This window comes from Streptomyces sp. NPDC020898, assembly GCF_044333925.1.
Lineage (GTDB): Bacteria > Actinomycetota > Actinomycetes > Streptomycetales > Streptomycetaceae > Streptomyces.
Genome location: NZ_JBIRRV010000004.1, coordinates 388,867 through 411,462 on the forward strand (window position 1 = coordinate 388,867; position 22,596 = coordinate 411,462).

A 22,596-nucleotide genomic window follows, 5' to 3' on the forward strand; every position below is an offset into this window, starting at 1 on the left:
GCCGCCCCCAGGCCCCCGCTTCGGCCCTGAACGGGCCTTGTCCTCAATCGCCGGACGGGCTGGATGGGTTGGCGTTACGGCTTACGGCGTCACGGAGAAATGGCGCAGGATCGCCGCCGTCAGTCCCGGGTCGCCCTCCGCCTTGATGCGGTCCGCTGCCGCTTCCGGGGTCACCCGGCCGCAGGCGAGGCGCACGAAGGTCTCCCAGTCGAGGGCGAAACTGGCGGCGGGGCCGAGGGCCGGGGACGTTTCGAGGGTGCCGCGGCCGTTGATGTCGACGCGGATCGTGCGCAGGAACTCGATGGGACCGTGCACGTCGAGGACGATCGCCGAACTGCGCGGCGCCTGCGCGTCCTTGGCGATGGCCTTCGGCAGCCTGCCGAGCAGCACGTCCCGCGCGATGTGCGCGCCGGGCGAGTCGAGGTTGCCGGGCCGGCCGAGGGCGGTACGCAGGTCCTGCTCGTGCACCCACACGTCGAACGCCCGGGTGATCATGGCGTCCTCAAGGGCGGTCTCCTGGCCGTGGAGGCCGCGGATCTTCGCGTCCGGTTCCCGCGACTCGTTGCGCATCTGGCGGTTGCGGCGGATGACCGTGTACTCCAGCTCGGACGTCATCTCCGGGGCCGTGTGGTGCCGGCGTACGTCGACCTGCATCTCCATGTAGCGCTGGTGCTCGTTGGTGACGTGGTAGAGGTCGCGCGGGAGCGTGTGGATGGGGCGCGGGTCGCCGAGCATCTCGCACTCCATGCCGATGACATGGGAGACCACGTCACGGACCGACCAGCCTGGACACGGGGTCCGGCGGTTCCACTCGCCCTCCACGAGCGGCGTCACCAGCTCGGATATCGCTTCGATGGACTGGGTCCAGGCGTCGGCGTAGGGCTGGAGAGTGGGATGCAGACTCACGGAACGGGACCCCTCGGGCGGTCGGTACGCGGGCAGTGGCGACGGCGGGTGACGGCGAGTGTCGACGGCGTTGTCGGCGGTGGCGGTAGCGGCGGTAGCGGCGGTGGCGGCGGTGGCGGTGCGATGACGGCGGTGGTGTGGTGTCGGCTCTCGCGGTGGGTGGGGTAGGCGCGGGCGGGATAGCTGTCAGCGGGTGTCTTGGAACGTTAAGTTACGCTGCTGTGCGGCACCCCGGCAGTGCTTTCGTGTGACGATCGTAGGCCCGTGTGAACGGCTCGAATGTCAGGACGGTGGTAGTGTGCGCGCCTCGCTCATCCAGATCGGTGTAGAAGAGGACGAATCGGTCGATTCGCGCAGGCATCGTGTGGCCTCGCTGGTACGGGACCAGGCCGGTGCCGACCTCGTCGTCCTGCCCGAGCTGTGGACGACGGGGGCCTTCGCGTACGAGCAGTTCGCGACGGAGGCCGAGCCGCTGGACGGTCCGACGTACGAGGCGATGGCGAAGGCGGCGAGCGACGCGGGCGTGTGGCTGCACGCGGGCTCGATTCCTGAGCGTGACCCTGAGGGGCCGCTGTACAACACCTCCCTCGTCTTCTCCCCTGCCGGTGAGCTGGCCGCCTCCTATCGCAAGATCCACCGGTTCGGCTTCGACAAGGGCGAGGCCGTGCTGATGGGGGCGGGCGAGGAGTTGGTGACCGTCCGTCTCCCCGGGACGACCGTCGGCGTCGCCACGTGTTACGACCTCCGTTTCCCCGAACTCTTCCGTGGCCTTGTCGACGCGGGTGCCGAGACCCTTGTCGTCTCGGCGGGCTGGCCGGAGCGGCGGCGGGCCCACTGGACGCTGCTGGCGCAGGCACGGGCGGTCGAGAACCAGGCATACGTCCTTGCTTGTGGAACGGCCGGTACGCATGCGGGAGTTCCGCAGGCCGGTCACTCGATCGTGGTCGATCCGTGGGGTGAGGTGCTGGGGGAGGCGGGGGCGGACGAGGAGGTCCTGAGCGTCGAGTTCGACCCGGCGAAGGTTGCGTTGACGCGGGAGCAGTTTCCGGCGCTGAAGGATCGGATGCTGGGGCTGGCGGTGCCGGGCCGGCACTGAGGGTTTCTCGCCCCCGCCGCCCCTACCCGTCCCATCCCGTTCCTGGGGGCTGCGCCCCCAGACCCCCCTACGGCCCTGAACGGGCCTTGTCCTCAAACGCCGGACGGGCTGGAGATGCGGGCCCGCGTTCCAAGAGGTACCGCCCGGGCATGAGAGGTACTGCCCGCGCTCGGGCGGTACCGCCTGGGCTGAGAGATACCGCTTGGGTTTGAGAGGTGCCGGCCCGCGCTCCAAGAGGTACCGCCCGGGCTTGAGAGGTGCCGCCCGGGCTTGAGAGGTGCCGCCCGGGCTGGAGAGGTGCCGCCTGGGCTGGAGGAGCGGTGGGGGCGGGTGGGTGGGAGAGAAGGTGGGGCTGGGTGGGCCTTGTTCTCGGGTGCCGGGTGGGGGGAGAGGCCTGGGGCTGTGCTGGACAGGTACGGCAAACGGGTGGGTGGGTGGGTGGGAAACGCGGCCTGGGCGGCAGCGGCGGCGCCTCTCAGTCCTCCCCCCGCTCCTTCTCCGCCAGGTGGATCACGCACACCGCGACTGCGATCAGCAGCGCCGGGTCCGCGTCGTCCCGTACGACGTCGACTCCGTAGGTCTCGCGGATGTGCAGCCAGCGGCGCGAGATCTGGGCGAGCAGCTCACCGTCGTAGTCGACGGCGAACTCGCGGTCCAGGATCTTGCCGCTGACGTCCAGTTCCGTGCCGTCCGACATCGAGACACGGTAGTGATTGCGCAGGAGCGAGAGGCGTTTGCGTCGGATCGTCGCCAAGGGGGCGCCGTCCCGTTCGATCACCATCGTGTCCCGCAGGGCGAACATCTTCTGGCGGATGTCGATCAGCACCCGCCCCTGGGTGTCCTTCAGCTCGAAGGTGTCCCGCAGCCGCATCGCCTTGCCGTCGACCAGGTACACCTTGTTGCTGTGCTGGTCCTCGATCCAGTAGTCGTCGCCGATGCCGAGCAGCCGGTCGCGTACGAGGAATCTCATGTACACACCGGTTCCCCGCCACCGCGTCCGAAACGCCGCCGGTACGCCGATGGGCTGAGCCCGGTCTCGTGGCGGAGCCGGGCGCGTAGGTTCGCCGCCGTTCCGAGGCCGCTGCGTGCCGCTACGACGTCGAGGCGTTCCTCGCCGCGTTCGATGAGCCGGCGGGCCAGGGTCACCCGTTCGCCCGTCAGCCAGGCCAGCGGTGTCGTGCCGAGCTGGGCGCGGAAGCGGCGGTGGAGGGTGGCGGGCGAGACCGCCGCCCGGGACGCGAGAGCGGGCACCGTCAGCGGGTCGCCCAGTCGTTCCTGAGCCCATGCCAGCAGCGGGCCCAGCGACTCGTCGGGTACCGCGGGCACCGGACGTTCGACGAACTGGCGTTGCCCGCCGTCCCGGTGGGCCGCGAACACCAGGCGCCGGGAGACCGCGTTGGCGACCTCGGCACCATGGTCCGTACGCCAGATGTGCAGGCCGAGGTCGAGGGCGGCGGCGCTGCCGGCGGCGGTCAGGATGTCACCCTCGTCGGTGAACAGCACGTCCGGTTCCAGCAGGACCTGAGGGTGCAGTTGCTTGAAGGTCTCGGCCCAGAGCCAGTGGGTGGTGGCCCGGCGGCCGTCCAGCACCCCGGCTTCCGCGAGCGCGAAACTTCCCGTGCACAGGCTCATCATGCGTGCCCCGCGCGCGTGGGTGCGTCGTACGGCGTCGAGTACGGCATCGCCGCGCGGCACCACGTTGTCCGGGCGCCCCGGCACGACCAGGGTGTCGGCCGCGTCCACGGTCTCCAGTCCGGCCACCCCGGTGAGAGTGAAGAAGCCGTGGTTCAGACGGACTTCGGGGGTCGGCGCGCACATCGTCACCTCGTACAGCGGCCCCGGCAGCCCGAGTTCGGGCCGGGGCAGCCCGAACAGTTCGGTCGCGACACCGACCTCGAACGGATTGGTTCCCTCGTCGACGATCACGGCGACCCGATGCGGCTGCCGTCCGTCCGGCGGAGGCCGGAGCTGCGAGAATCCTTGCGGCATGTGCGATTTCTAGCACTCGTACGCCGGACGGGCCATGTCACAGGATGAGTCCATGACATCCAACTCGGCTTCATCCGTGACGAAGAGCGGCGAACCGGTTTCCCTCCCCGCCGCCCTGGCCTCCTTCACCGCCCTGTGGAGCCCCCGCATCGTCACCACCGTCAACGACTACGACGTACGCGTCGCGAAGGTCGAGGGTGAGCACGTCTGGCACGTGCACGACCGCACCGACGAGTTCTTCCTGGTCCTGGAGGGCGAGTTGCACATAGCCCTGCGGGAGCCGGACGGTGAGCGGACCGTCGTACTCCCCAAGGGCTCGGCCTTCACGGTCCCCCGCGGCACCGAACACAAGCCGTACGCACCCGTCCGCACCGAGATCCTCCTCCTCGAACCCACCGGCACCCTGAGCGTGGGCGACCACCACGACGACATACCGGTGCATGTGGACGCCACGACGGGACACGCCTTGGCGTAAGGGCTGTCCCGTCAAGGACTGTCTCGTCGTGGCCGCTCAGTTGTGGTGGCGGTCCTCGTCGATCACGGTCGTCGAGGGCGGTATCAGCACCCGCCTGCGCCGCGCGACGCTGCGGAATGTCAGGGTGCCGATCAGGCCGACGATCATCAGGATGACGCCGACCAGGTCGAGGTTGACCCCGTCCATGTCCCAGTCGGTCGCGAACGTGAGAATGGCTCCTACAGCGATGAGGATGATGCACCCGCCGAGGCCCATGAGTGTTGCCTCCCTGTCCGGTCCGGTCGTTCCGGTCGGGATCGGGTACCCGGACCGGGGACAGACATGCGGGGACCGCCCGCCAGGAGGCACCTCTCCGTGAACTAGCCCTCCAGGAAGGCCACCAGCGCGTTGGCGAGCAGGTGCGGGTCGTCGGCGCCGCACAACTCCCGGGCGCTGTGCATCGACAGGATCGCCACCCCGATGTCGACCGTCTTGATGCCGTGCCTCGCCGCGGTGATCGGGCCGATCGTCGTGCCGCAGGGCATGGAGTTGTTGGAGACGAAGTTCTGGAACGGGACGCCGGCCCGGTCGCAGGCCGCGACCCAGACCGCGCGGCCCGAACCGTCCGTGGCGTAGCGGTTGTTGACGTTCACCTTGAGGATGGGGCCGCCGTTGACGCGCGGGTGGTGCGTCGGGTCGTGCCGCTCCGCGTAGTTGGGGTGGACGGCGTGGCCCGTGTCGGAGGAGAGACAGACGGTGCCCGCGAACGCCCTGGCGCGGTCCTCGTACGAGCCGCCCCGCGCGAACACCGAACGCTCCAGCACGCTGCCGAGCAGCGGTCCGTCCGCGCCCGTGTCGCTCTGCGAGCCGTTCTCCTCGTGGTCGAAGGCCGCGAGGACCGGGATGTACGGCAGCGACTCGCCGGCGGGGGCGGTGGCGACCGCCGCCAGTGCCGCCGAACCGGCGTGCACGGACAGGAGGTTGTCCATGCGTGGGCCGGCGACCAGTTCCCGGTCGCGGCCCAGGTACGCGGGCGGTTCGACGGAGTGGGTCATCAGGTCCCAGCCGGTGACCTCGCCCGGCGCGAGTCCTGACTCCTGTTCGAGGAAGGCGATCAGGTCGCCCTCGCGGACGTCGTCCGACATGCCCCAGATCGGTTGCAGGTGGCGCTGCTTGTCGAGCTTCAGCCCGTCGGTGTTCACGGCACGGTCGAGGTGGATGGCGAGCTGGGGGACTCGCAGCAGGGGCCGGTCGATGTCGACGAGGCGCGTCGAGCCGTCCCGCAGGACCAGCCGGCCGGCCAGGCCCAGGTCGCGGTCGAGCCAGGAGTTGAGCAGCGGTCCGCCGTAGATCTCCACGGCGACCTGGCGCCAGCCGTGTCCCCCCAGGTCGGGCACCGGCTTGACGCGCAGGTTGGGGGAGTCGGTGTGGGCGCCGACGATCCGGAAGGGGGTGTGCGGCGCGGCGCCCTCGGGGACGTACCAGGCCACGATCGCGCCGCCGCGCAGCACGTACTTGCCGCCGCTCGTCCCGTCCCAGGCGTCCGTCTCGGCGACCTGGCGGAAGCCGGCCTTCTCCAGCCGCTGGGCGGTGTTCGCCACGGCGTGGTACGGCGACGGACTCGCCGCCAGGAAGGACATGAGGTCGTCGGTGTGGCCGCGGTCGAAGCGGTGGGGTGCGCTCATGGGTTCACCTTAACGACGTACAAGCGCCCGCTCCCTGGGATGGTGAGCGGGCTCTCGTAACGGGGATGTGAAGGCCGGACAGTCGGTTTTTGGACACTGGCCGGACCGTGGGGGTGTGTCCAGGGTGTGTCCCTGTTCAGTAGGACGGCGTCAATACGGCGGCCCGCCCGGAACGTGAATCCCGGTGCGGGCCGCCGAAGTTGCCTGTCCCTACGGACGTACGTCCGTCCTGCGTGCGTCCTAGAAGGCCGCCTCGTCCAGTTCCATCAGGTCGAGGTCGACGCCGGCCGCGAGCTTGCGGGCGCCGGTGACGCCCGGGAGGACGTTGGCCGCGAAGAACTTCGCCGCCGCGATCTTGCCGGTGTAGAACGGGACGTCCTTCGCCGACGCCGTCGGAAGCTTCTCGGCGGCCACGGCGGCACCCTTGAGCAGCAGGTAGCCGACGACGACGTCGCCCGAGGCCATCAGCAGGCGGGTGGTGTTGAGGCCCACCTTGTAGATGTTCTTGACGTCCTGCTCGGTCGCCGCGAGGTCCGTCAGCATCAGGCCGACGATCGCCTCCAGCTCGACGGCCGCCTTGGCGAGCTGCTCGCGTGCCACCGACAGCTCCTCGCCGCCCGTGCCCGGCGCGAGGAACTTCTTGATGTCCTCGGCGAGGGAGTTGAGGGCCGCGCCCTGGTTGCGGACGATCTTCCGGAAGAAGAAGTCCTGCCCCTGGATCGCGGTCGTGCCCTCGTACAGGGTGTCGATCTTGGCGTCGCGGATGTACTGCTCGATCGGGTACTCCTGGAGGAACCCGGAGCCGCCGAAGGTCTGGAGCGACTGGGCGAGCTGCTCGTAGCCCTTCTCGGAGCCGTAGCCCTTCACGATCGGGAGCAGGAGGTCGTTCATGGCCTCCAGGGCGGCGGCGTCCTCGCCGGCCGCCTCCTTGACCTGGATCTCGTCCTGGATCGACGCGGTGTGCAGGACGAGGGCGCGCATGCCCTCCGCGTACGCCTTCTGCGTGATCAGCGCGCGCCGCACGTCCGGGTGGTGCGTGATGGTGACCTTGGGCGCGGCCTTGTCCATGAACTGCGCGAGGTCGGGACCCTGGACGCGCTCCTTGGCGTACTCGAGGGCGTTGAGGTAGCCGGTCGACAGCGTCGAGATGGCCTTCGTGCCGACCATCATGCGGGCGAACTCGATGATCCGGAACATCTGGCGGATGCCGTCGTGCTTGTCGCCGATCAGCCAGCCCTTGGCCGGGTGCCGGTCGCCGAAGGTCATCTCGCAGGTGTTGGAGGCCTTGAGGCCCATCTTGTGCTCGACGTTCGTCGCGTACGCGCCGTTGCGCTCGCCCAGCTCGCCGGTCTCGAAGTCGAAGAGGTACTTCGGTACGAGGAAGAGGGACAGGCCCTTGGTGCCGGGGCCGTGGCCCTCCGGCCGCGCGAGGACGTAGTGGAGGATGTTCTCCTCCATGTCGTGCTCACCGGACGTGATGAACCGCTTCACGCCCTCGATGTGCCAGGAACCGTCCTCCTGCTGGATCGCCTTGGTGCGGCCGGCGCCCACGTCCGAGCCGGCGTCCGGCTCGGTGAGGACCATGGTGGAGCCCCAGGTCCTGTCGACCGCGATCTGGGCGATCTTCTTCTGTACGTCGTTGCCCTCGTCGAAGAGGATGCCGGCGAACGCCGGGCCGGAGGCGTACATCCACACGGCCGGGTTCGCGCCGAGCAGCATCTCCGCGTACGCCCAGATCAGGGAGCGCGGGGCGGTGGTGCCGCCGATCTCCTCGGGCAGGCCGAGGCGCCAGTACTCGGAGTCCATGAAGGCCTTGTAGCTCTTCTTGAAGGACGCCGGGACGGGCGCGGTGTTCGTCTCGGGGTCGAAGACCGGCGGATTGCGGTCGGCGTCCGTGAAGGACTCGGCCAGCTCGTTCTCCGCGAGGCGCGTCAGCTCCTCGAGGATGCTCTTGGCGGTGTCGGTGTCCATCTCCGCGAACGGGCCGGTGCCGTACAGCTTGTCCCGGCCGAGTACCTCGAACAGGTTGAACTCGATGTCGCGGAGATTCGATTTGTAGTGCCCCATGGCGACTGCTCCGTAGAGAGATCGGCGAGGCACTGACTCCTCGCGCCTAATTCACATACCAACTAGTAGCTTCTTCCCACGATGATGCTACCCGTCGGTAATAAGGCGCAACCCCATCCCGGAATCTGTGACGCGTCACGCGTCCGGGAGGGCCTGTCGGCGGCCCACTGAGGGCCTGGATGGTCTAGACCGGGACGGTGAGGGTGGCCGTGTAGCCCTTGTCCACGCTGCCTTCCATGGCCGCCATCTGCTGGTCGTAACCGTCGCTGAAGATCATGTCGCTCTCCAGGGAGAGCTCCCCCAGGTTCTCCACGCTCTTGCTGTACCCGTCCGTCGCGTACACCGTGTCGCAGACGTCCTTCGGGAACGCCAGCTGCGAGGTGTTCGTTATCGACGAGGCCGCGGTCGCGTCCTCCAGGCTGCCGTAGACCTCGAAGTGGATGTGCGGCCAGCGGCCCGTGTAGCAGCCCGGGAAGATGCTCGTGAAGGTGACCTGGCCCTTGTCGTCCGTCTCCTGGACGCCCCGCAGGTAGTTCTCGTCGGTGACTCCCTCCGTGTAGAGGGAGTAGTTGCCCTCGCGGTCGCAGTGCCACAGGTAGACGGCGGCGCCCACCTTGGGCGTGCCGCAGCCGGAGGCCGCGTCGACGACGGTGAGCGTGACGGTCAGCGGCACACCCTCGGCCGTACCGCCCGCCGAGTTCCCGAAGCTGGACCTGATGTCGCTGCGGACGACCCCGCTCTCCTTGAGCACGTTCACCCCGTTCGAACCGTCGCCCGGGTAGGGGCCGGCGGTCTCGTCCGGGATGGTCGCGCACTCGGCGGACGACGAGGAGCCGGTGCTGCTGGAGGAGGGGTCCGAGGTGGTGGCGGAGGCCGCGGAGTCGTCGTCGGTGGTGCAGCCCACCAGCGGAACCAGGCTCGCACCGGCCAGCAGCCGGATCATCCGGCGGCGGGCGAGGACGGGAAAGTCGTAGGAGAGGCCTCTGTCGTGCTCGTGGTCCTCGTGGTCGTGGTGCCCGTGTCCCTGGCCGGTCCCGTGTCCGCTCATGGCCGTCTCCTCCTGTGTGGTGCCTGCCGGCGATTATCCGGGCTTTGCCGTTGCCTGGTGATTTCTTTGTCGAGGGCGACGGTATGGGCGTCAGCTGTGGGAAATCAGGGCCGAACCTGTGAACTTCCGGTGGGGCGGGTCCGGGGCGGGCGGCGGAAGCGGGGGGACGGGCCCGCCCCGGTGCCGCCGGGCTCTCGGTACTCTTGCGCCCATGTATGGATATGGCCAGCAGGGGGACGGGGGTGCTGCGCAGCAGCAGTACGCCCAGCCGCAGCAGCAGATGCCGGGGCAGCAGATGCCGGGCGGGTATGGCCAGCAGCAGCCGCTGTACCCCGAGCCGTCCCCGCCGTCCCTCGCGGACGCGGTGCGCGCCTTCACCACGGGCTCGATGTCGGCCGAGGACTTCCAGCAGGTCTTCGCCACGTCGAAGGTGTACTGCCCGCGCGGCGACAACCCCGGGTTCCTCGCGCTGCACAACACCCAGCAGCCGGTCATCCCGATGTTCACCTCACTGAAGGAGCTGCGCCGGTACGCCGGCAAGGAGTCCAAGTACTTCGTGATCACCGGCGCCGAGGTCATCGACCTGCTGCCCACCGGCTACGGCTTCGTCGTGGACATGGAGGGCGAGCACCGCATGGTGTTCGACGCGAAGGCGGTCGAGCAGATGGTGGACTTCGCGATGCGCCGGATGTACGGCTGAGGACGCCGGTCGGGCGCGAGGGGTACGCGAGGGGTACGGCGGGCTGCCGCCGTCCATCTCATCGTCCATCTCGCCGTCCATGGCTCGCCTTCCGTTTCCCGCCCTCCCGTTCCCGCATCTCCCGTGTCCCATAAGCCCCTTGCCGGAAATCCCCTCCCCGATTGTCACAGGCATGCCATAGGGTTCCTTCTGGCAGCCGCGCCCCGTGTGCCACCGCTTTCGGCGGTCGTTCCGGGTGTCGCGCGGCGCTCTCATCTCCCGGCAACTCCGGGTTCCTTGTGGGGGTTCATTACTGTGCGCATGCGCAGCACTTCGACCGCGACGGCGCTCGCCGTCCTCTTCAGCTCGGTGGCGCTGAGCGTCGCCGCCACCGGCCCCGCCGCGGCCGCCGTCGCCACGGTGACCGCGCCCGGCGGCATCGTCGTGGACGGGACCCTGAAGCGGGTCTTCGTCGGCGACAACGGCCGCGTACTGGCGGCGGACTACTCGGGCAACGTCGTCGACACCGTCACCGGCCTCGGCTCGGTCGCCGACCTGGCGCTGTCCGCCGACGGCCGCACCCTGTACGCGTCCCTCCCGGCGCGGCACCAGATCGTGGCCCTGGACACGGTCACCCTGAACATCACCGCCCGCTACGACATCCCCACCGACACCGGCCCGCGCCACCTCGCGTTCACCGGCGGCAAGCTCTGGTTCAGCTATGGCGACCAGTGGGACGGCAACGTCGGCTCGGTCGACCCGACGGTGAGCGACAACCCGGACCCGGACCCGTCGCCGTCCCCGACGGTACCCGAGCCGACGCCGGAACCGACGCCGCCGTCCGAGCCGCCGGTGACGCCCACAGCGGAGCCGAGCGCCGAGCCCACCGGGGAACCCTCCGCCGAGCCCTCCTCCCCGGAGCCGTCGCCCGAGACCTCTGCCGACACTTCCGCGGAACCCTCCGTGGACCCGTCCGCCGAACCCACCGTCGACCCCACCGAGGCCTCCCCCGAGACGCCCACCGGGGCTCTCGCGGCAGCGGCCGGCCCGGTGTCGATGGAACTGTTCCCGCAGGGACACCCCGGCATCTGGGGCCAGGGGCTGCTCGACGCGGACCCGTCAGCGCCCGATCTGCTGGCCGTCGGTGAGACCGGCCTGACCACGTCCTCGATGGCCGTCGTGGACGTCTCCGGAGCGACGCCCCAGCTGACCGCCTGGCACAACGGCGACTACACGCTCAACGACGGCATCGGTGACATCGACCTCGTCCCCGGAGCCCCGCAGGTACTGGTCAACGGCACGGACCGGGACGCCTACGCGGACGGCACGTTCAAGAAGGCGGGCGCCTATCCCGTCGGCCGGAGCGCCGACATCGCCCCGAACGGCCTGGTGGCCCAGGTCAACGGCACCAAGGTGGCCGTCTTCCGGCCGAACGCCACGAGGCCGCTCCGTACGTACACGACCGGCGTCTACGGCAACGCCGAGGTGGCCTGGGCGCCGGATGCCTCCCGGGTCTTCGCCCTGGTCGGGACGTCCACCGGTTACACCCTCAAGGCGCTCACCGAGCCGACGAAGAGCGTCCCGACCCTGACGGTGAACGCTCCGTCGAAGGCCACCCGCGCCAAGAAGCTCACGGTCTCCGGGGGTCTGTCGGCGACGGTCGCGCTGCCGGCCGGCGTCAAGCTGACGGTCACCCGTACCGACATGGAGGCCCCGAACGGCAGGCGGCTGCCCTCGGTCACGGTGAAGCCGAACGGGACGTACTCGTTCACGGACACCCCGACGGTCGGCGGCACGGTCACCTACAAGGTGGCGTACGCGGGCGACGCCACGCACACCCCGGCCGTCGCCTCGGACAAGGTCGCGGTCTCCCGTGCGGCGACGACGCTGACCCTGAACAACAACAAGAAGACCTTCAACTACGGCACCGACGTCAAGTTCACCGCGCACCTGGGCGGGACGTACAAGAACCGCACCGTCGAGATCTGGGTCGACCCGCACGGCACCGACAGGCCGAAGAAGCTGATCAAGGTCGGCAAGGTCAACTCGGCCGGGAACCTCGCGGTGACCGTCGACATGACCCGCGACACGACCGTCACCGCGGTCTTCAAGGGTGACGCCCGGTTCGCTCCGAAGACGACCAAGGTCACGTCGAACGCCCGGACGAGGATTTCCACGGCCGTCTCCCGGCACTACAAGACGGGCAAGATCGGCTCGACCTCGTACTTCTGGTTCCGCAAGAACACGGACCCGGTGCTGACGACCTCGATGCCCTACTACCCGGGCCGCCAGCAGCGCTTCGACCTGGAGGTCTACTACGAGGGCAAGTGGTACTCCGGCGCCTCCGAGTACTTCGCGATCGGCAGGGACGGCAAGTCGTCCGTGCAGCTCCTCGCGCCCGGTGAGTCGGGCATCCGGGCCCGGGTCCGGTCGGTCTACGTCGACGGCGGTTCCGGCGACAACGTGAACGCGACGACGTTCGGAGCCTGGAAGTACCTGAACTTCACCAACTGACGGGCCTGCCCGTTCACGAGGAGAGCCCGGAGGGAATGCCCTCCGGGCTCTCCCTGTTAGGGGTAGCAGGAAGTTCAATAATCAACTAAACTGGCCGCACAAGGAGGTCCCGACATGCCTGCAGTGACCGTCGAGAACCCGCTGACCCTGCCCCGTGTGGCCGCACCGGCCGACGCCGTGGCCCGCCCCGTGCTCACCGTCACGACCGCGCCGAGCGGTTTCGAGGGCGAGGGCTTCCCGGTGCGCCGGGCGTTCGCCGGGATTGCCTACAAGCACCTCGACCCGTTCATCATGATGGACCAGATGGGTGAGGTGGATTACGGAGCTGGGGAGCCGAAGGGCACCCCTTGGCACCCCCACCGTGGTTTCGAGACCGTCACGTACATCATCGACGGGATCTTCGACCACCAGGACAGCCAGGGCGGCGGCGGCACCATCACCAACGGGGACACCCAGTGGATGACGGCCGGTTCGGGCCTCCTCCACATCGAGGCGCCCCCGGAGTCGCTCGTCATGTCCGGCGGTCTCTTCCACGGCATCCAGCTGTGGGTGAACCTCCCGGCCAAGGACAAGATGATGGCCCCGCGCTACCAGGACATCCGGGGCGGTCAGGTACAGCTCCTCACGTCCCACGACGGCGGCGCGCTCCTGCGCGTCATCGCCGGCGAGCTGGACGGCCACCAGGGCCCCGGCATCACCCACACCCCGATCAGCCTGGTCCACGCCACGCTGGCCCCGGGTGCGGAGATCACCATCCCCTGGCGGGAGGACTTCAACGGCCTGGCCTACGTCCTCGCGGGCCGCGGCAGCGTCGGCACGGACCGGCGCCCGGTCCACAAGGGCCAGACGGCGGTCTTCGGCGCGGGTTCCTCCCTGACGGTCCGCGCGGACGAACTGCAGGACGCGAACAGCCCGGACCTGGAGGTCGTCCTCCTCGGTGGGCAGCCGATCCGTGAGCCGATGGCCCACTACGGCCCCTTCGTGATGAACACGAGGGCGGAGCTTGAGCAGGCGTTCGAGGATTTCCAGAAGGGCCGGCTGGGAACTGTCCCGGCGGTGCACGGAATGTCGGAGGGTGGCCTGTAGGCCCCTCGAAAGTTGAGTACGGTACGACCAGGCCCGAAGCCGCAACTTCGTTTTGCGGCTTCGGGCCTGTCTTTCTGGGGGCTACTGGACTACGGCAGCACGTAGAACGGTGTGTCGTCCGGAGCGCGGCCCACCTGGCGTACGCAGTCCTGCTCGGACAGCAGCTCCAGGCTGTGGCGGACGCGGTCCGGGGAGAGCCCGGTGTGGACGGAGATCTCCTCCACGCTGTAGTTGGCGCCGCCGTGCAGCAGGGCCGGGGCCAGGTGGGCGGCGACCGTGTGGACGTCCTCGGTGACGACGAGGTTCCTGGACTTCCAGTTGGACAGGAGCTGTTGGGGTGTCAGCTCCGGCGCCTCGACCTGGCGGGTGCGGTCTCCTGTGCGGCGGAGGGTCCGGGTGATGTCGCCGAGCAGGTCGACGATCACGTTCTGCTTGTTGTCGATCTGGCGCAGCGTTTCGTCCTGCCGGTCGACGCGTTCTTCGAGACGGACGAGGGCGTCGGCCAGTTGTTGGGGGACGGCGTAGGCGGTGACGGTGGTCGGGGTGGGTTGCAGGGCGGCAGGTTCGAGGGAGTAGGAGCCGTCGCGCTGGATGGTGGCGATGACTTCCGAGACCCAGGATTTGAAGGGTTGGGACCCGGGCTTGGTGCAGCCGTTGACCAAGCGGATCAGGCCCTGGAGATCGATGAGGTTCATGTCTCGTCGCCACCCCCGACCTGCGGGAACGCTGAGACAGTGACTTCCAGTCACTGTCTCAAGAAACTCTCGGTGCTCTTCGGGGACATGGTCGAGCAGTGCCTTTCGGGGGGTTGTGTACCCCAGCTCTTTGCAGACGTCCACTGCGGGAAACCAGTGCGTCCCGTCCGGCATCGTCAGCCTCCGCACCCGCGCCCCTGTGGCCGCGTACACGAAGTCGTTGATGTCGACCGCGTCCTGCCGCTGTGCCGTCGATTCGTCCGACGGCCTGTTGTTGTTCTGCTCGTACATCGAGCATCACCTCCACCTCGGAAAGTAAGTGGGGTGGAGAAGCAACGTGCGTCCATAGCAAACTTGTTCATTCATTAGGGGGAGGCTGGCGCATCGGCTTTGACGCCGGGCCCCGGCCTGCGCGCCCGGACCCCCACCCGAGCCCTCCCCGCCGCCTGCAAGGTCACCGCCGCCGTCACCGGGACCTCGGTGTCCACCGCGTCGAGGTCGTACTCGCGCAGCAGTACCGCCAGGGCGAGGACCGACTCCAGCATCGAGAAGTGGCGGCCGATGCACGCGCGGGGGCCGCCGCCGAAGGGGAACCAGGCGTAGCGGTGGCGGGTGGATTCCTGGTCCGGGGTGAAGCGGTCCGGGTCGAAGCGGTCGGGGTCCGTCCAGTGGGCCGGGTGGCGGTGGGTGACCCAGGGTGCGATCAGGACGTCCGCGCCCGCGGGGATGACGTGGCCGTCGATCTCCGTGTCCGCCACCGCCCGCCGGCCCGTCAGCGGAGCGGCCGGGTAGAGGCGCATCGTCTCCTTCAGGACCCTTGTCAGGTACGGGAGTTGGTCCATCGTCGCGGCCGTGAAGGGCTCCCCGGGTGGAAGACGGTCGACCTCCTCCCTTGCGCGGGCCCGTGGCTCGGGGTGGCGGGCCAGGAGGTGGAGGGCGAAGGCCAGTGACGTCGCCGTCGTCTCGTGGCCCGCGAGGAGGAACACCAGGACCTGGTCGCGGAGTTCGGTGGCGTCGAGGCTGCCGTCCTCCTCGTTCGACGCCAGGGAGAGGAGGGAGAGCAGGTCGTCGCCGCCAGTACCCACGACCCCGTTCCCGTTCCCGTTCCCTATCCCTTCTCTGCGGGACGCGATGATCCGGTCGCAGACCTCGTACACCGCCCGGGTCGCCCTCTCCGCGCGTCGGTTGGACGGGGTGGGCCAGGTGCGGGGGACCCGGAGCGGGGAGTAGGCCCGGCCGGTGATGTACGCGCTGATGACCGGGAAGTTGGTGTGGATGACGTCCACCGCGGCCTCGACGTCGGCGCCGAACAGGACGCGTGCGACGGTGCGCAGGGCCAGGCGGTCCATCTCCCGTACGACGTCCACCTCGGGCGTGTTCCGCCAGTGTGCCGCTGTCGCCTCGGCCTCGTGGACGATCGCGGTGGCGTAGCCGTCGACCCGTTTCTTGGTGAACAGGGGCTGGATCAGGCGGCGTTGGCGCAGGTAGTCGTCGTCCTGGCTGGTGAGGAGGCCGTTGCCCGCGGTCTGGCGTATCTCCTCGTAGAAGACGTTCTCCTTGCGGAAGCCGGCGGCCTGCGTGGCCAGCACCTGCTGGGCGCCCTCGGGGGAGAACACGCAGTACATGACCGTACGGAGGCCGGGTGGGCCGGCGGTGAGGCGGACCACGTCGCCGTGCTCGCGCTGGGCGCGCAGGAAGGTGCCGAGCGGGTCCCTGCGGAGGTCGAGCGCCGAGCCCAGCAGGGGGTGGCCGGTGGGGCCGGGGACGGGAGTGGTCGTGCCTGCGGTCGTGCGTACGGTGCGCGTGACAGCCATGGTCTTATCATCCGCTTTTCGGAGTGCCCGGGGGGTCTCCTTTCCCGCTTCCCCTACTCCTCCAGCTCCTCCCCTGTCTTCTGCTCCGCCTTCTCCCCCGTCTTCTCTCCCTCCTTCTCGTACAGCTCGAACCAGATGCTCTTGCCTTCGCCCCGGGGGTCCACTCCCCATGCGTCCGCGAGCATCTCGATCAGCGTCAACCCCCGGCCCGAGGAGGCCAGTTCGCCCGGGCGGCGTGTGTGCGGGAGGTCGTCGCTGACGTCGGTGACCTCGACGCGTATGCGGCGCTCGCCGGGGTCGCCGGTGACCTCGGCGACGACCAGGGCGTCGGCGTCCGTGTGGACGAGGACGTTGGTGGTCGTCTCGGAGATCAGGAGGACCGCCGAGTCGACCTGGTCGGGGCAGGGCCAGTCGTGGAGCTGTTCGCGGAGTTGCTGGCGGGCCACGGCGATGCGCTCGGGTTCCGCCTGGGCGATCGTCAGCATGGTGCGGCGGACCGTGGGGTGCACCGCCGGTGGCAGGGTGCCGTCGGTTTCGCATGCGGTCGGGCGGCTCAGGAGCAGCAGCGCTATGTCGTCCTCGCGGCGGTCGGCCAGAGGGCCGGTGGTGTGGTGCGAGGACGGGCCGTGCACGGCCTGGACCAGGGCGTCGGCCAGTTCCTCCAGGCCGTCGTCCGTGAGGTCACCCTTGTGTTCCTCCAGGGTCGTACGGATGCGCTGCCAGCCCGTTTCCAGGTCGTGGCCGCCGGTCTCGATGAGGCCGTCGGTGCACAGCAGCATCGTCTCGCCGGGTTCGAGGGAGAGAAGGGTGGTGGGGTAGTCGGCGTCCGGGTCGATGCCCAGGGGCAGGCCGCCGGCGGTCGGGCGGGCCAGTACCGTGCCGTCCGCCATCCGGATCGCCGGGTCCGGGTGGCCGGCGCGGGCGATGTCGAGGACGCCGGTCGCGGGGTCGACCTCGACGTACAGGCAGGTCGCGAAGCGCAGGTCGCCGCTGCCCGTGCTGTCGGCGGAGTGGGTGATGCCGTGCAGGAAGCGGGAGGCGCGGGAGAGGACCGCGTCGGGGCGGTGGCCCTCGGAGGCGTAGGCACGCAGCGCTATGCGGAGCTGGCCCATCAGACCCGCGGCGCGGACGTCGTGGCCCTGGACGTCGCCGATGACCAGGGCGAAGCGCCCGCCGCCAGGCAGCGGGATCATGTCGTACCAGTCGCCGCCGACCTGGAGGCCGCCGCCGGTCGGTATGTAGCGGGCGGCGACGTCCATGCCGGGTATCTCGGGGCCGAGGGTCGGCAGCATGGAGCGTTGGAGGCCGTCCGTGAGCTCCCGTTCCGACTCCGCCACTCCTGCCCGGGAGAGGGCCTGGGCGAGCATGCGGGCGACCGTCGTCAGGACCGAGCGTTCGTCGGGGGTGAAGCTGACCGGGTAGGCGAAGCCGGCCATCCAGGCGCCCATCGTGCGGCCCGCGACGGTCAGCGGGAGGAACGCCCAGGACTGGCGGTCGAACACCTGGGCGAGTGGCCAGGCGGCGGGGTAGCGGGACCGGTAGGCCTCGGGGGAGGAGAGGTAGACGGCCCGGCCGGTGCGGACCACCTCGGCGGCCGGGTAGTCGGTCTCCAGGGGCATGTGGGAGAAGGGGCGCTCGTCGCCGGGGCGCTGGCCGTGGTGGCCGATGACGGTGAGGCGGTCGCCCTGGACGCCGAAGACTGCGAGGCCGTCCGGTGAGAAGCCCGGCATCGACAGGCCGGCCGCGACCCGCAGCACCTCCTCCGTGGACCGGGCCTCGGCCAGCGCCCGGCCCGCGTCCAGCAGGAACGCCTCGCGCGAGCGGCGCCAGTCCCCGGTGACCGGGGTGCGCGCGGCGGCACCCGGCGGGGGTTCGCTGACCTCCTGGAGGGTGCCGATCACGTCGTACGCCTTCAGGTCGTGCTTGAAGGTCGGCTTCGCGCGGCTGCGTGCCGTGCGGATCACCCGGCCCTGCTCGTCCATGACCCGGACCCGCACCTCGGCGATGCTGTCCTCGGCCACGGAGAGCTGGATGACTCCGGCGATCTCGTTCCAGTCGACCGGGTGGAGGCGGGCCCGGGTCGCGGCCTCCGTGAGGGTGGTCGGCTCGGCGGGCAGGCCGAGCAGGCGGGCCGCCTCGGCGTCCAGCGTGACCAGGTTGGTGGCCGTGTCCCAATGCCACAGGCCGGTCGCGAGGGCGACCAGGACGTCCCCCACGGCGGGCAGGGGCTCACCAGTGCGCATTGACCTACTTTATGGAGAGGTGATCGAAGCGTGCCACCCAAGCTGTACGGGGCAACCTGTGCGGGAGCTGTACCGGCAGCTGTGCCGGGAGCCGTACGCAGCAAGCTGTACAGGTTACGCGGTCGAACAATTGCGGGGAAGCGGTCTCGGGGTGGCCGGTACCCTGGGTCTGTGTTTCACGTGAAACATGTGAGAGCGCGAAACACACACCCCGATCCCCGATCCGCGAAGGCTGGATGAACGACGATGCATCGGTACAGGTCCCACACCTGCGGCGAGCTCCGCGCCTCTGACGTCGGCAGCGACGTCCGGCTGAGCGGCTGGCTGCACAATCGGCGCGACCTGGGCGGCATCCTCTTCATCGATCTGCGCGACCACTACGGCATCACGCAGCTCGTCGCCCGCCCCGGAACGCCCGCCTACGAGGCCCTCGACAAGGTCTCCAAGGAGTCGACGGTCCGCGTCGACGGCAAGGTCGTCTCGCGCGGCGCCGACAACATCAACCCCGAGCTGCCCACCGGCGAGGTCGAGGTCGAGGTCGGCGAGGTCGAGCTGCTGGGCGCCTCCCAGCCGCTGCCCTTCACGATCAACGCCGAGGACGGGGTCAACGAGGAACGGCGCCTGGAGTACCGCTTCCTGGACCTGCGGCGCGAGCGCATGCACCGCAACATCATGCTGCGTACGGCGGTCATCTCGGCCATCCGTCACAAGATGACCGCGCTCGGCTTCAACGAGATGGCGACGCCGATCCTGACGGCGACCTCCCCGGAGGGCGCTCGCGACTTCGTCGTGCCGTCCCGTCTCAACCCGGGCCGGTTCTACGCGCTCCCGCAGGCTCCGCAGCAGTTCAAGCAGCTGCTGATGATCTCCGGGTTCGACCGCTACTTCCAGATCGCGCCCTGTTTCCGTGACGAGGACGCGCGTGCGGACCGTTCGCCGGGTGAGTTCTACCAGCTCGACGTCGAGATGAGCTTCGTCGAGCAGGAGGACGTCTTCCAGCCGATCGAGCGGCTGATGACCGAGCTGTTCACCGAGTTCGGCAAGGGCCGTGAGGTCACCTCGCCCTTCCCGCGCATCCCGTTCCGCGAGGCGATGCTGAAGTACGGCTCCGACAAGCCGGACCTGCGCGCCCAGCTGGAACTGGTCGACATCACCGACGTCTTCGAGGGCTCGGAGTTCAAGGCCTTCGCCGGCAAGCACGTACGCGCCCTGCCGGTGCCGGACGTCGCCGGTCAGAGCAGGAAGTTCTTCGACCAGCTCGGCGACTTCGCCGTCACGCTGGGCGCGAAGGGCCTGGCCTGGGTGCGGGTGGCCGAGGACGGTTCGCTGACCGGGCCCATCGCCAAGTTCCTCACCGAGGAGAACGTCGCCGAGCTGACCAAGCGGCTGTCGCTGTCGGCCGGTCACGCCGTGTTCTTCGGCGCGGGCGAGTTCGACGAGGTCTCGAAGATCATGGGCGCGGTGCGGGTCGAGGCCGCCAAGCGCGCCGGGCACTTCGAGGAGAACGTCTTCCGGTTCTGCTGGATCGTCGACTTCCCGATGTTCGAGAAGGACGAGGACACCGGGAAGATCGACTTCTCGCACAACCCGTTCTCGATGCCCCAGGGCGGCATGGAGGCCCTGGAGACCCAGGACCCGCTGGACATCCTGGCCTGGCAGTACGACATCGTCTGCAACGGTACGGAGCTGTCCTCCGGCGCGATCCGTAACCACGAGCCCGACATCATGCTGAAGGCGTTCGGCATCGCGGGCTACGACGAGGAGACCGTCGAGCGCGAGTTCGCCGGCATGCTCCGCGCGCTCCGCTTCGGCGCCCCTCCGCACGGTGGGATCGCGCCCGGCGTCGACCGTATCGTCATGCTCCTCGCGGACGAGCCGAACATCCGCGAGACGATCGCTTTCCCGCTCAACGGCAACGCCCAGGACCTGATGATGGGCGCGCCGACGGAGCTGGAGGAAACGCGGCTGAGGGAGCTGCACATTTCGGTGCGGAAGCCGCAGCCGAAGTAGTCCTGAATAGACCCCCGGTAGTCGTGAATAGGCGCCCAGTGGTCCTGTAATTCACTGCACGAGACTGGCTCGGAATCGGCGACGGTTCCGAGCCATTCTCATGTGGCCCTCAGGAAACACGGGAAATCACAGCTCATTGACAGGTTGTGTTCCTAATCTCCGGGGCCATGACTGATACCCCCCAACAAGAGTTACGGGAATTGACGCGCCGCAGAGTCGTCGTCGCCGGTGGCGCGACGGCGGTGACGGCCACGGCGGTCGCTCTGGGCGCCGGCCTGGCGACCGCGCAGGGAGCGCCGGAGGCGGAGGGCCTCCCCACCGGCACCTCCACCGGCACCTCCACCGGTACCCCCTCCGGCACACCCGAGGTCTGTTACGTACTGACCACGGAGACCACCGAGGGCCCGTACTACATCGACGCCGACAAGCTCCGTCAGGACGTCACCGAGGACGAGGAGGGCATCCCCCTCACCCTCCGGCTCAAGGTGATCGACGCCGAGACCTGCAAGCCGGTGCGGAACGCCGCCGTCGACATCTGGCAGTGCTCGGCGCTCGGCATCTACTCCGGCTACGAGGACATGGGCAACGGTGACGGCGGCGGCGACACCCCGCCGTCCGGCGCGCCGACCGGCGTCCCCACAGGTCCACCCCCGACGGGCGGGCCCGGCGGACCCGGTGGCCACCAGGAGCCGACCGACGACGAGCGCTATCTGCGCGGTACGTGGAGGACGGACCGGCACGGCTACGTGACCTTCCGGTCCGTGTTCCCGGGCTGGTACCGGGGCCGCTGCGTGCACATCCACGTCAAGGTGCACGTGGACGGCACCTGGACCGACGCGGGCTACGAGGGCGGGCACACCTGCCACACGGGCCAGCTGTTCTTCGACGAGGAGTCGGTGCTGCTCTCGTCGGTGGTGGAGCCGTACTCGACGAACACGGCCCCTCGTACGACCCTCGACCAGGACGGGATCTACCCGGACAACGGCGCCGAGGGCGGGCTGCTGCGGCTGCGCTACAAGAAGGCGGACATCGGGCGCGGTGTTCTCGCCGAGCTGACGATGGGTGTGCAGCCGGACGAGACGAATGACGTGAATTGATTTAGGTAAGCCTTACCTAAATTACACGCCGGGTGGGCGGGAAATGGACGTCTATTTCCCGCCCCTTTCGTGGATTCGCGGAACGGCAAAGGAAAACACAGTCCTTTCCCATGGTCCTGACAGGCGTCTTACCTAAATTCCGGGCCATGACAGAGAATCAAGGGCCGAAGCACAAGCGGGATCTGACGCGTAGGAAGGTCGTCGTCACCGGCGCCGGAGCGGTCGTCGCGGTGGGCGTCGCGGGCGGAGTCGCGGCGGGCGCGTTCGCGGGTGAGACGGGGAAGAAGACCCCCACCCCCAAGGCGGCCGGCACCAGCTCCGAGGTCTGCTACACGCTCACCTCGGAGACCACGGAGGGTCCGTACTACATCGACGCGGACAAGCTCCGCCAGGACATCACCGAGGACAAGGAAGGCATCCCGCTGACCCTGAGCCTCCGGGTGATCGACAACGAGACGTGCAAGCCGATCGCCAACGCGGCCGTCGACGTCTGGCACTGCGACGCGCTGGGTCTCTACTCCGGCTATGAGAGCCTCTCCAGCGGCGGTGGCGGTGGCGCCCCGACCGACGCCCCCTCCGGCACCCCGACGGGTGAGCCGCCGACCGACGCGCCCTCCGGCGGCACGGGCGGTGGCGGTGGCGGCGGCCACGAGGAGCCCACCGACGACAAGCGCTATCTGCGCGGCACCTGGAGGACGGACCGGCAGGGCCGGGTCACCTTCAAGACGGTCTTCCCGGGCTGGTACCGCGGCCGCTGCGTCCACATCCACACGAAGGTGCACGTGAGCGGCACCTGGACGGACGCCGGCTACGAGGGCGGCACCACCTGCCACACCGGCCAGTTCTTCTTCGACGAGGAGTCGGTGCTCGCCTCCGCCGAGGTCGAGCCGTACTCGACGTCGACGACCGAGCGGACGACGCTCACCGAGGACACGATCTACGACCAGAGCGGCACCGCGGGCGGTTTGCTCAAGCTGAAGTACGACAAGAAGAACATCGCGAAGGGCGTGATCGGCTCCCTCACGATGGGCGTCGACCCGGAGGCGACGAACACCGGCACGGGCGACTCGGCGCAGCCGGACACGGCCTCGCCCTCCGCTTCGGCGAGCTGACGGACGTACGGCTCGCGCAGGAAGGTCCGGAACCCTCCCCCAGGTTCCGGGCCTTCGCCATTCGCGAATGCTTCACATATGTGTACATCGACCCAGCCCAT

The 22,596-nt window shown here is 69.2% G+C and carries 19 protein-coding genes; 9 read left to right on the forward strand and 10 right to left on the reverse strand.

Translation table 11 applies throughout. The annotated features are described in order from the left end of the window. Positions 1-81: 81 nt before the first annotated feature. Entirely contained in the window at positions 82-906 is an 825-nt protein-coding gene (locus tag ACH4TV_RS16185) for a maleylpyruvate isomerase family mycothiol-dependent enzyme (protein WP_398398397.1), read from the reverse strand. A 298-nt stretch (positions 907-1,204) separates the two neighbouring features. Between ACH4TV_RS16185 and ACH4TV_RS16190 the strand changes: the two genes are divergently transcribed. After that, positions 1,205-2,002 (forward strand): carbon-nitrogen family hydrolase, encoded by a 798-nt coding sequence (locus ACH4TV_RS16190; RefSeq protein ID WP_398398399.1) that lies wholly within the window; start codon positions 1,205-1,207, stop codon positions 2,000-2,002. 475 nt (positions 2,003-2,477) lie between these two features. Here the strand turns inward: ACH4TV_RS16190 and ACH4TV_RS16195 are convergent, their stop codons facing one another. Together ACH4TV_RS16195 and ACH4TV_RS16200 are read right to left on the reverse strand one after the other, a co-directional pair. Next, complete coding sequence (locus ACH4TV_RS16195; protein ID WP_398398401.1) at positions 2,478-2,972, reverse strand: LURP-one-related/scramblase family protein; 495 nt, start codon at positions 2,970-2,972, stop codon at positions 2,478-2,480. Next, positions 2,969-3,991, reverse strand: a complete 1,023-nt coding sequence (locus tag ACH4TV_RS16200) for a helix-turn-helix domain-containing protein (RefSeq protein WP_398398403.1) — start codon at positions 3,989-3,991, stop codon at positions 2,969-2,971. The genes ACH4TV_RS16195 and ACH4TV_RS16200 overlap by 4 nt, the downstream gene beginning before the upstream one ends. Positions 3,992-4,043: 52 nt before the next feature. On the opposite strand from ACH4TV_RS16200, the gene ACH4TV_RS16205 reads away from it, so the two are divergent. Continuing rightward, complete coding sequence (locus tag ACH4TV_RS16205; RefSeq protein WP_398398405.1) at positions 4,044-4,466, forward strand: cupin domain-containing protein; 423 nt, start codon at positions 4,044-4,046, stop codon at positions 4,464-4,466. Positions 4,467-4,502: 36 nt separating this feature from the next. Here ACH4TV_RS16205 and ACH4TV_RS16210 read toward each other — a convergent pair whose 3' ends face one another. The 4 genes from ACH4TV_RS16210 to ACH4TV_RS16225 all read right to left on the reverse strand — a co-directional run bounded on the left by ACH4TV_RS16210 (position 4,503) and on the right by ACH4TV_RS16225 (position 9,245). Continuing rightward, complete coding sequence (locus tag ACH4TV_RS16210) at positions 4,503-4,721, reverse strand: DUF6458 family protein (RefSeq protein ID WP_398398407.1); 219 nt, start codon at positions 4,719-4,721, stop codon at positions 4,503-4,505. Positions 4,722-4,825: 104 nt separating this feature from the next. Continuing rightward, positions 4,826-6,130 carry a M18 family aminopeptidase gene (locus ACH4TV_RS16215; protein ID WP_398398409.1) on the reverse strand — a complete coding sequence of 435 codons (1,305 nt, stop codon included), beginning with the start codon at positions 6,128-6,130 and terminating at the stop codon, positions 4,826-4,828. Positions 6,131-6,370: 240 nt separating this feature from the next. After that, on the reverse strand, positions 6,371-8,197 hold the full coding sequence (locus ACH4TV_RS16220; protein ID WP_398398411.1) for an acyl-CoA dehydrogenase: 1,827 nt from the start codon (positions 8,195-8,197) through the stop codon (positions 6,371-6,373). A gap of 184 nt (positions 8,198-8,381) precedes the next feature. After that, on the reverse strand, positions 8,382-9,245 hold the full coding sequence (locus tag ACH4TV_RS16225; RefSeq protein WP_398398413.1) for an intradiol ring-cleavage dioxygenase: 864 nt from the start codon (positions 9,243-9,245) through the stop codon (positions 8,382-8,384). Between the two features lie 211 nt (positions 9,246-9,456). Here ACH4TV_RS16225 and ACH4TV_RS16230 point away from each other — a divergent pair, with 211 nt between their 5' ends. From ACH4TV_RS16230 to ACH4TV_RS16240, 3 genes are all read left to right on the forward strand, one after another. After that, entirely contained in the window at positions 9,457-9,945 is a 489-nt protein-coding gene (locus tag ACH4TV_RS16230) for an SseB family protein (RefSeq protein ID WP_398398415.1), read from the forward strand. Positions 9,946-10,245: 300 nt separating this feature from the next. Beyond that, a complete protein-coding gene (locus ACH4TV_RS16235) occupies positions 10,246-12,438 on the forward strand; it encodes a YncE family protein (RefSeq protein WP_398398417.1) in 2,193 nt (730 codons plus the stop codon). 114 nt (positions 12,439-12,552) lie between these two features. Continuing rightward, complete coding sequence (locus ACH4TV_RS16240) at positions 12,553-13,524, forward strand: pirin family protein (RefSeq protein ID WP_398398420.1); 972 nt, start codon at positions 12,553-12,555, stop codon at positions 13,522-13,524. 89 nt (positions 13,525-13,613) lie between these two features. Here ACH4TV_RS16240 and ACH4TV_RS16245 read toward each other — a convergent pair whose 3' ends face one another. Beyond that, positions 13,614-14,393, reverse strand: a complete 780-nt coding sequence (locus tag ACH4TV_RS16245; protein ID WP_398398421.1) for a Bro-N domain-containing protein — start codon at positions 14,391-14,393, stop codon at positions 13,614-13,616. Between ACH4TV_RS16245 and ACH4TV_RS16250 the strand changes: the two genes are divergently transcribed. Further along, complete coding sequence (locus ACH4TV_RS16250) at positions 14,350-14,538, forward strand: hypothetical protein (protein ID WP_398398423.1); 189 nt, start codon at positions 14,350-14,352, stop codon at positions 14,536-14,538. The two genes, ACH4TV_RS16245 and ACH4TV_RS16250, sit on opposite strands and share 44 nt — an antisense overlap. A 46-nt stretch (positions 14,539-14,584) precedes the next feature. Here ACH4TV_RS16250 and ACH4TV_RS16255 read toward each other — a convergent pair whose 3' ends face one another. Together ACH4TV_RS16255 and ACH4TV_RS16260 are read right to left on the reverse strand one after the other, a co-directional pair. After that, positions 14,585-16,033: a cytochrome P450 gene (locus ACH4TV_RS16255; protein WP_398398425.1), complete on the reverse strand. Its 1,449-nt coding sequence runs from the start codon at positions 16,031-16,033 to the stop codon at positions 14,585-14,587. A gap of 53 nt (positions 16,034-16,086) precedes the next feature. Beyond that, positions 16,087-18,276: a SpoIIE family protein phosphatase gene (locus ACH4TV_RS16260; RefSeq protein WP_398398427.1), complete on the reverse strand. Its 2,190-nt coding sequence runs from the start codon at positions 18,274-18,276 to the stop codon at positions 16,087-16,089. Between the two features lie 246 nt (positions 18,277-18,522). On the opposite strand from ACH4TV_RS16260, the gene aspS reads away from it, so the two are divergent. The 3 genes from aspS (at position 18,523) to ACH4TV_RS16275 (ending at position 22,495) form a co-directional block, all read left to right on the forward strand. Next, positions 18,523-20,286, forward strand: coding sequence for an aspartate--tRNA ligase (gene aspS, locus ACH4TV_RS16265; protein ID WP_398398429.1), 1,764 nt, complete (start codon positions 18,523-18,525; stop codon positions 20,284-20,286). 167 nt (positions 20,287-20,453) lie between these two features. Continuing rightward, entirely contained in the window at positions 20,454-21,383 is a 930-nt protein-coding gene (locus ACH4TV_RS16270) for an intradiol ring-cleavage dioxygenase (RefSeq protein ID WP_398398431.1), read from the forward strand. A gap of 146 nt (positions 21,384-21,529) precedes the next feature. Beyond that, on the forward strand, positions 21,530-22,495 hold the full coding sequence (locus ACH4TV_RS16275; protein ID WP_398398433.1) for an intradiol ring-cleavage dioxygenase: 966 nt from the start codon (positions 21,530-21,532) through the stop codon (positions 22,493-22,495). Positions 22,496-22,596 lie beyond the last annotated feature (101 nt).

Bases quoted from the DNA above. Each gene is read 5' to 3' on its own strand.
- ACH4TV_RS16195 (WP_398398401.1), bottom strand. From the start codon at position 2,972: ATGAGATTCCTCGTACGCGACCGGCTGCTCGGCATCGGCGACGACTAC.
- ACH4TV_RS16200 (WP_398398403.1), bottom strand. From the start codon at position 3,991: ATGCCGCAAGGATTCTCGCAGCTCCGGCCTCCGCCGGACGGACGGCAG.
- ACH4TV_RS16205 (WP_398398405.1), top strand. From the start codon at position 4,044: ATGACATCCAACTCGGCTTCATCCGTGACGAAGAGCGGCGAACCGGTT.
- ACH4TV_RS16210 (WP_398398407.1), bottom strand. From the start codon at position 4,721: ATGGGCCTCGGCGGGTGCATCATCCTCATCGCTGTAGGAGCCATTCTC.
- ACH4TV_RS16215 (WP_398398409.1), bottom strand. From the start codon at position 6,130: ATGAGCGCACCCCACCGCTTCGACCGCGGCCACACCGACGACCTCATG.
- ACH4TV_RS16220 (WP_398398411.1), bottom strand. From the start codon at position 8,197: ATGGGGCACTACAAATCGAATCTCCGCGACATCGAGTTCAACCTGTTC.
- ACH4TV_RS16225 (WP_398398413.1), bottom strand. From the start codon at position 9,245: ATGAGCGGACACGGGACCGGCCAGGGACACGGGCACCACGACCACGAG.
- ACH4TV_RS16230 (WP_398398415.1), top strand. From the start codon at position 9,457: ATGTATGGATATGGCCAGCAGGGGGACGGGGGTGCTGCGCAGCAGCAG.
- ACH4TV_RS16235 (WP_398398417.1), top strand. From the start codon at position 10,246: ATGCGCAGCACTTCGACCGCGACGGCGCTCGCCGTCCTCTTCAGCTCG.
- ACH4TV_RS16240 (WP_398398420.1), top strand. From the start codon at position 12,553: ATGCCTGCAGTGACCGTCGAGAACCCGCTGACCCTGCCCCGTGTGGCC.
- ACH4TV_RS16245 (WP_398398421.1), bottom strand. From the start codon at position 14,393: ATGCCGGACGGGACGCACTGGTTTCCCGCAGTGGACGTCTGCAAAGAG.
- ACH4TV_RS16255 (WP_398398425.1), bottom strand. From the start codon at position 16,033: ATGGCTGTCACGCGCACCGTACGCACGACCGCAGGCACGACCACTCCC.
- ACH4TV_RS16260 (WP_398398427.1), bottom strand. From the start codon at position 18,276: ATGCGCACTGGTGAGCCCCTGCCCGCCGTGGGGGACGTCCTGGTCGCC.
- aspS (WP_398398429.1), top strand. From the start codon at position 18,523: ATGCATCGGTACAGGTCCCACACCTGCGGCGAGCTCCGCGCCTCTGAC.
- ACH4TV_RS16270 (WP_398398431.1), top strand. From the start codon at position 20,454: ATGACTGATACCCCCCAACAAGAGTTACGGGAATTGACGCGCCGCAGA.
- ACH4TV_RS16275 (WP_398398433.1), top strand. From the start codon at position 21,530: ATGACAGAGAATCAAGGGCCGAAGCACAAGCGGGATCTGACGCGTAGG.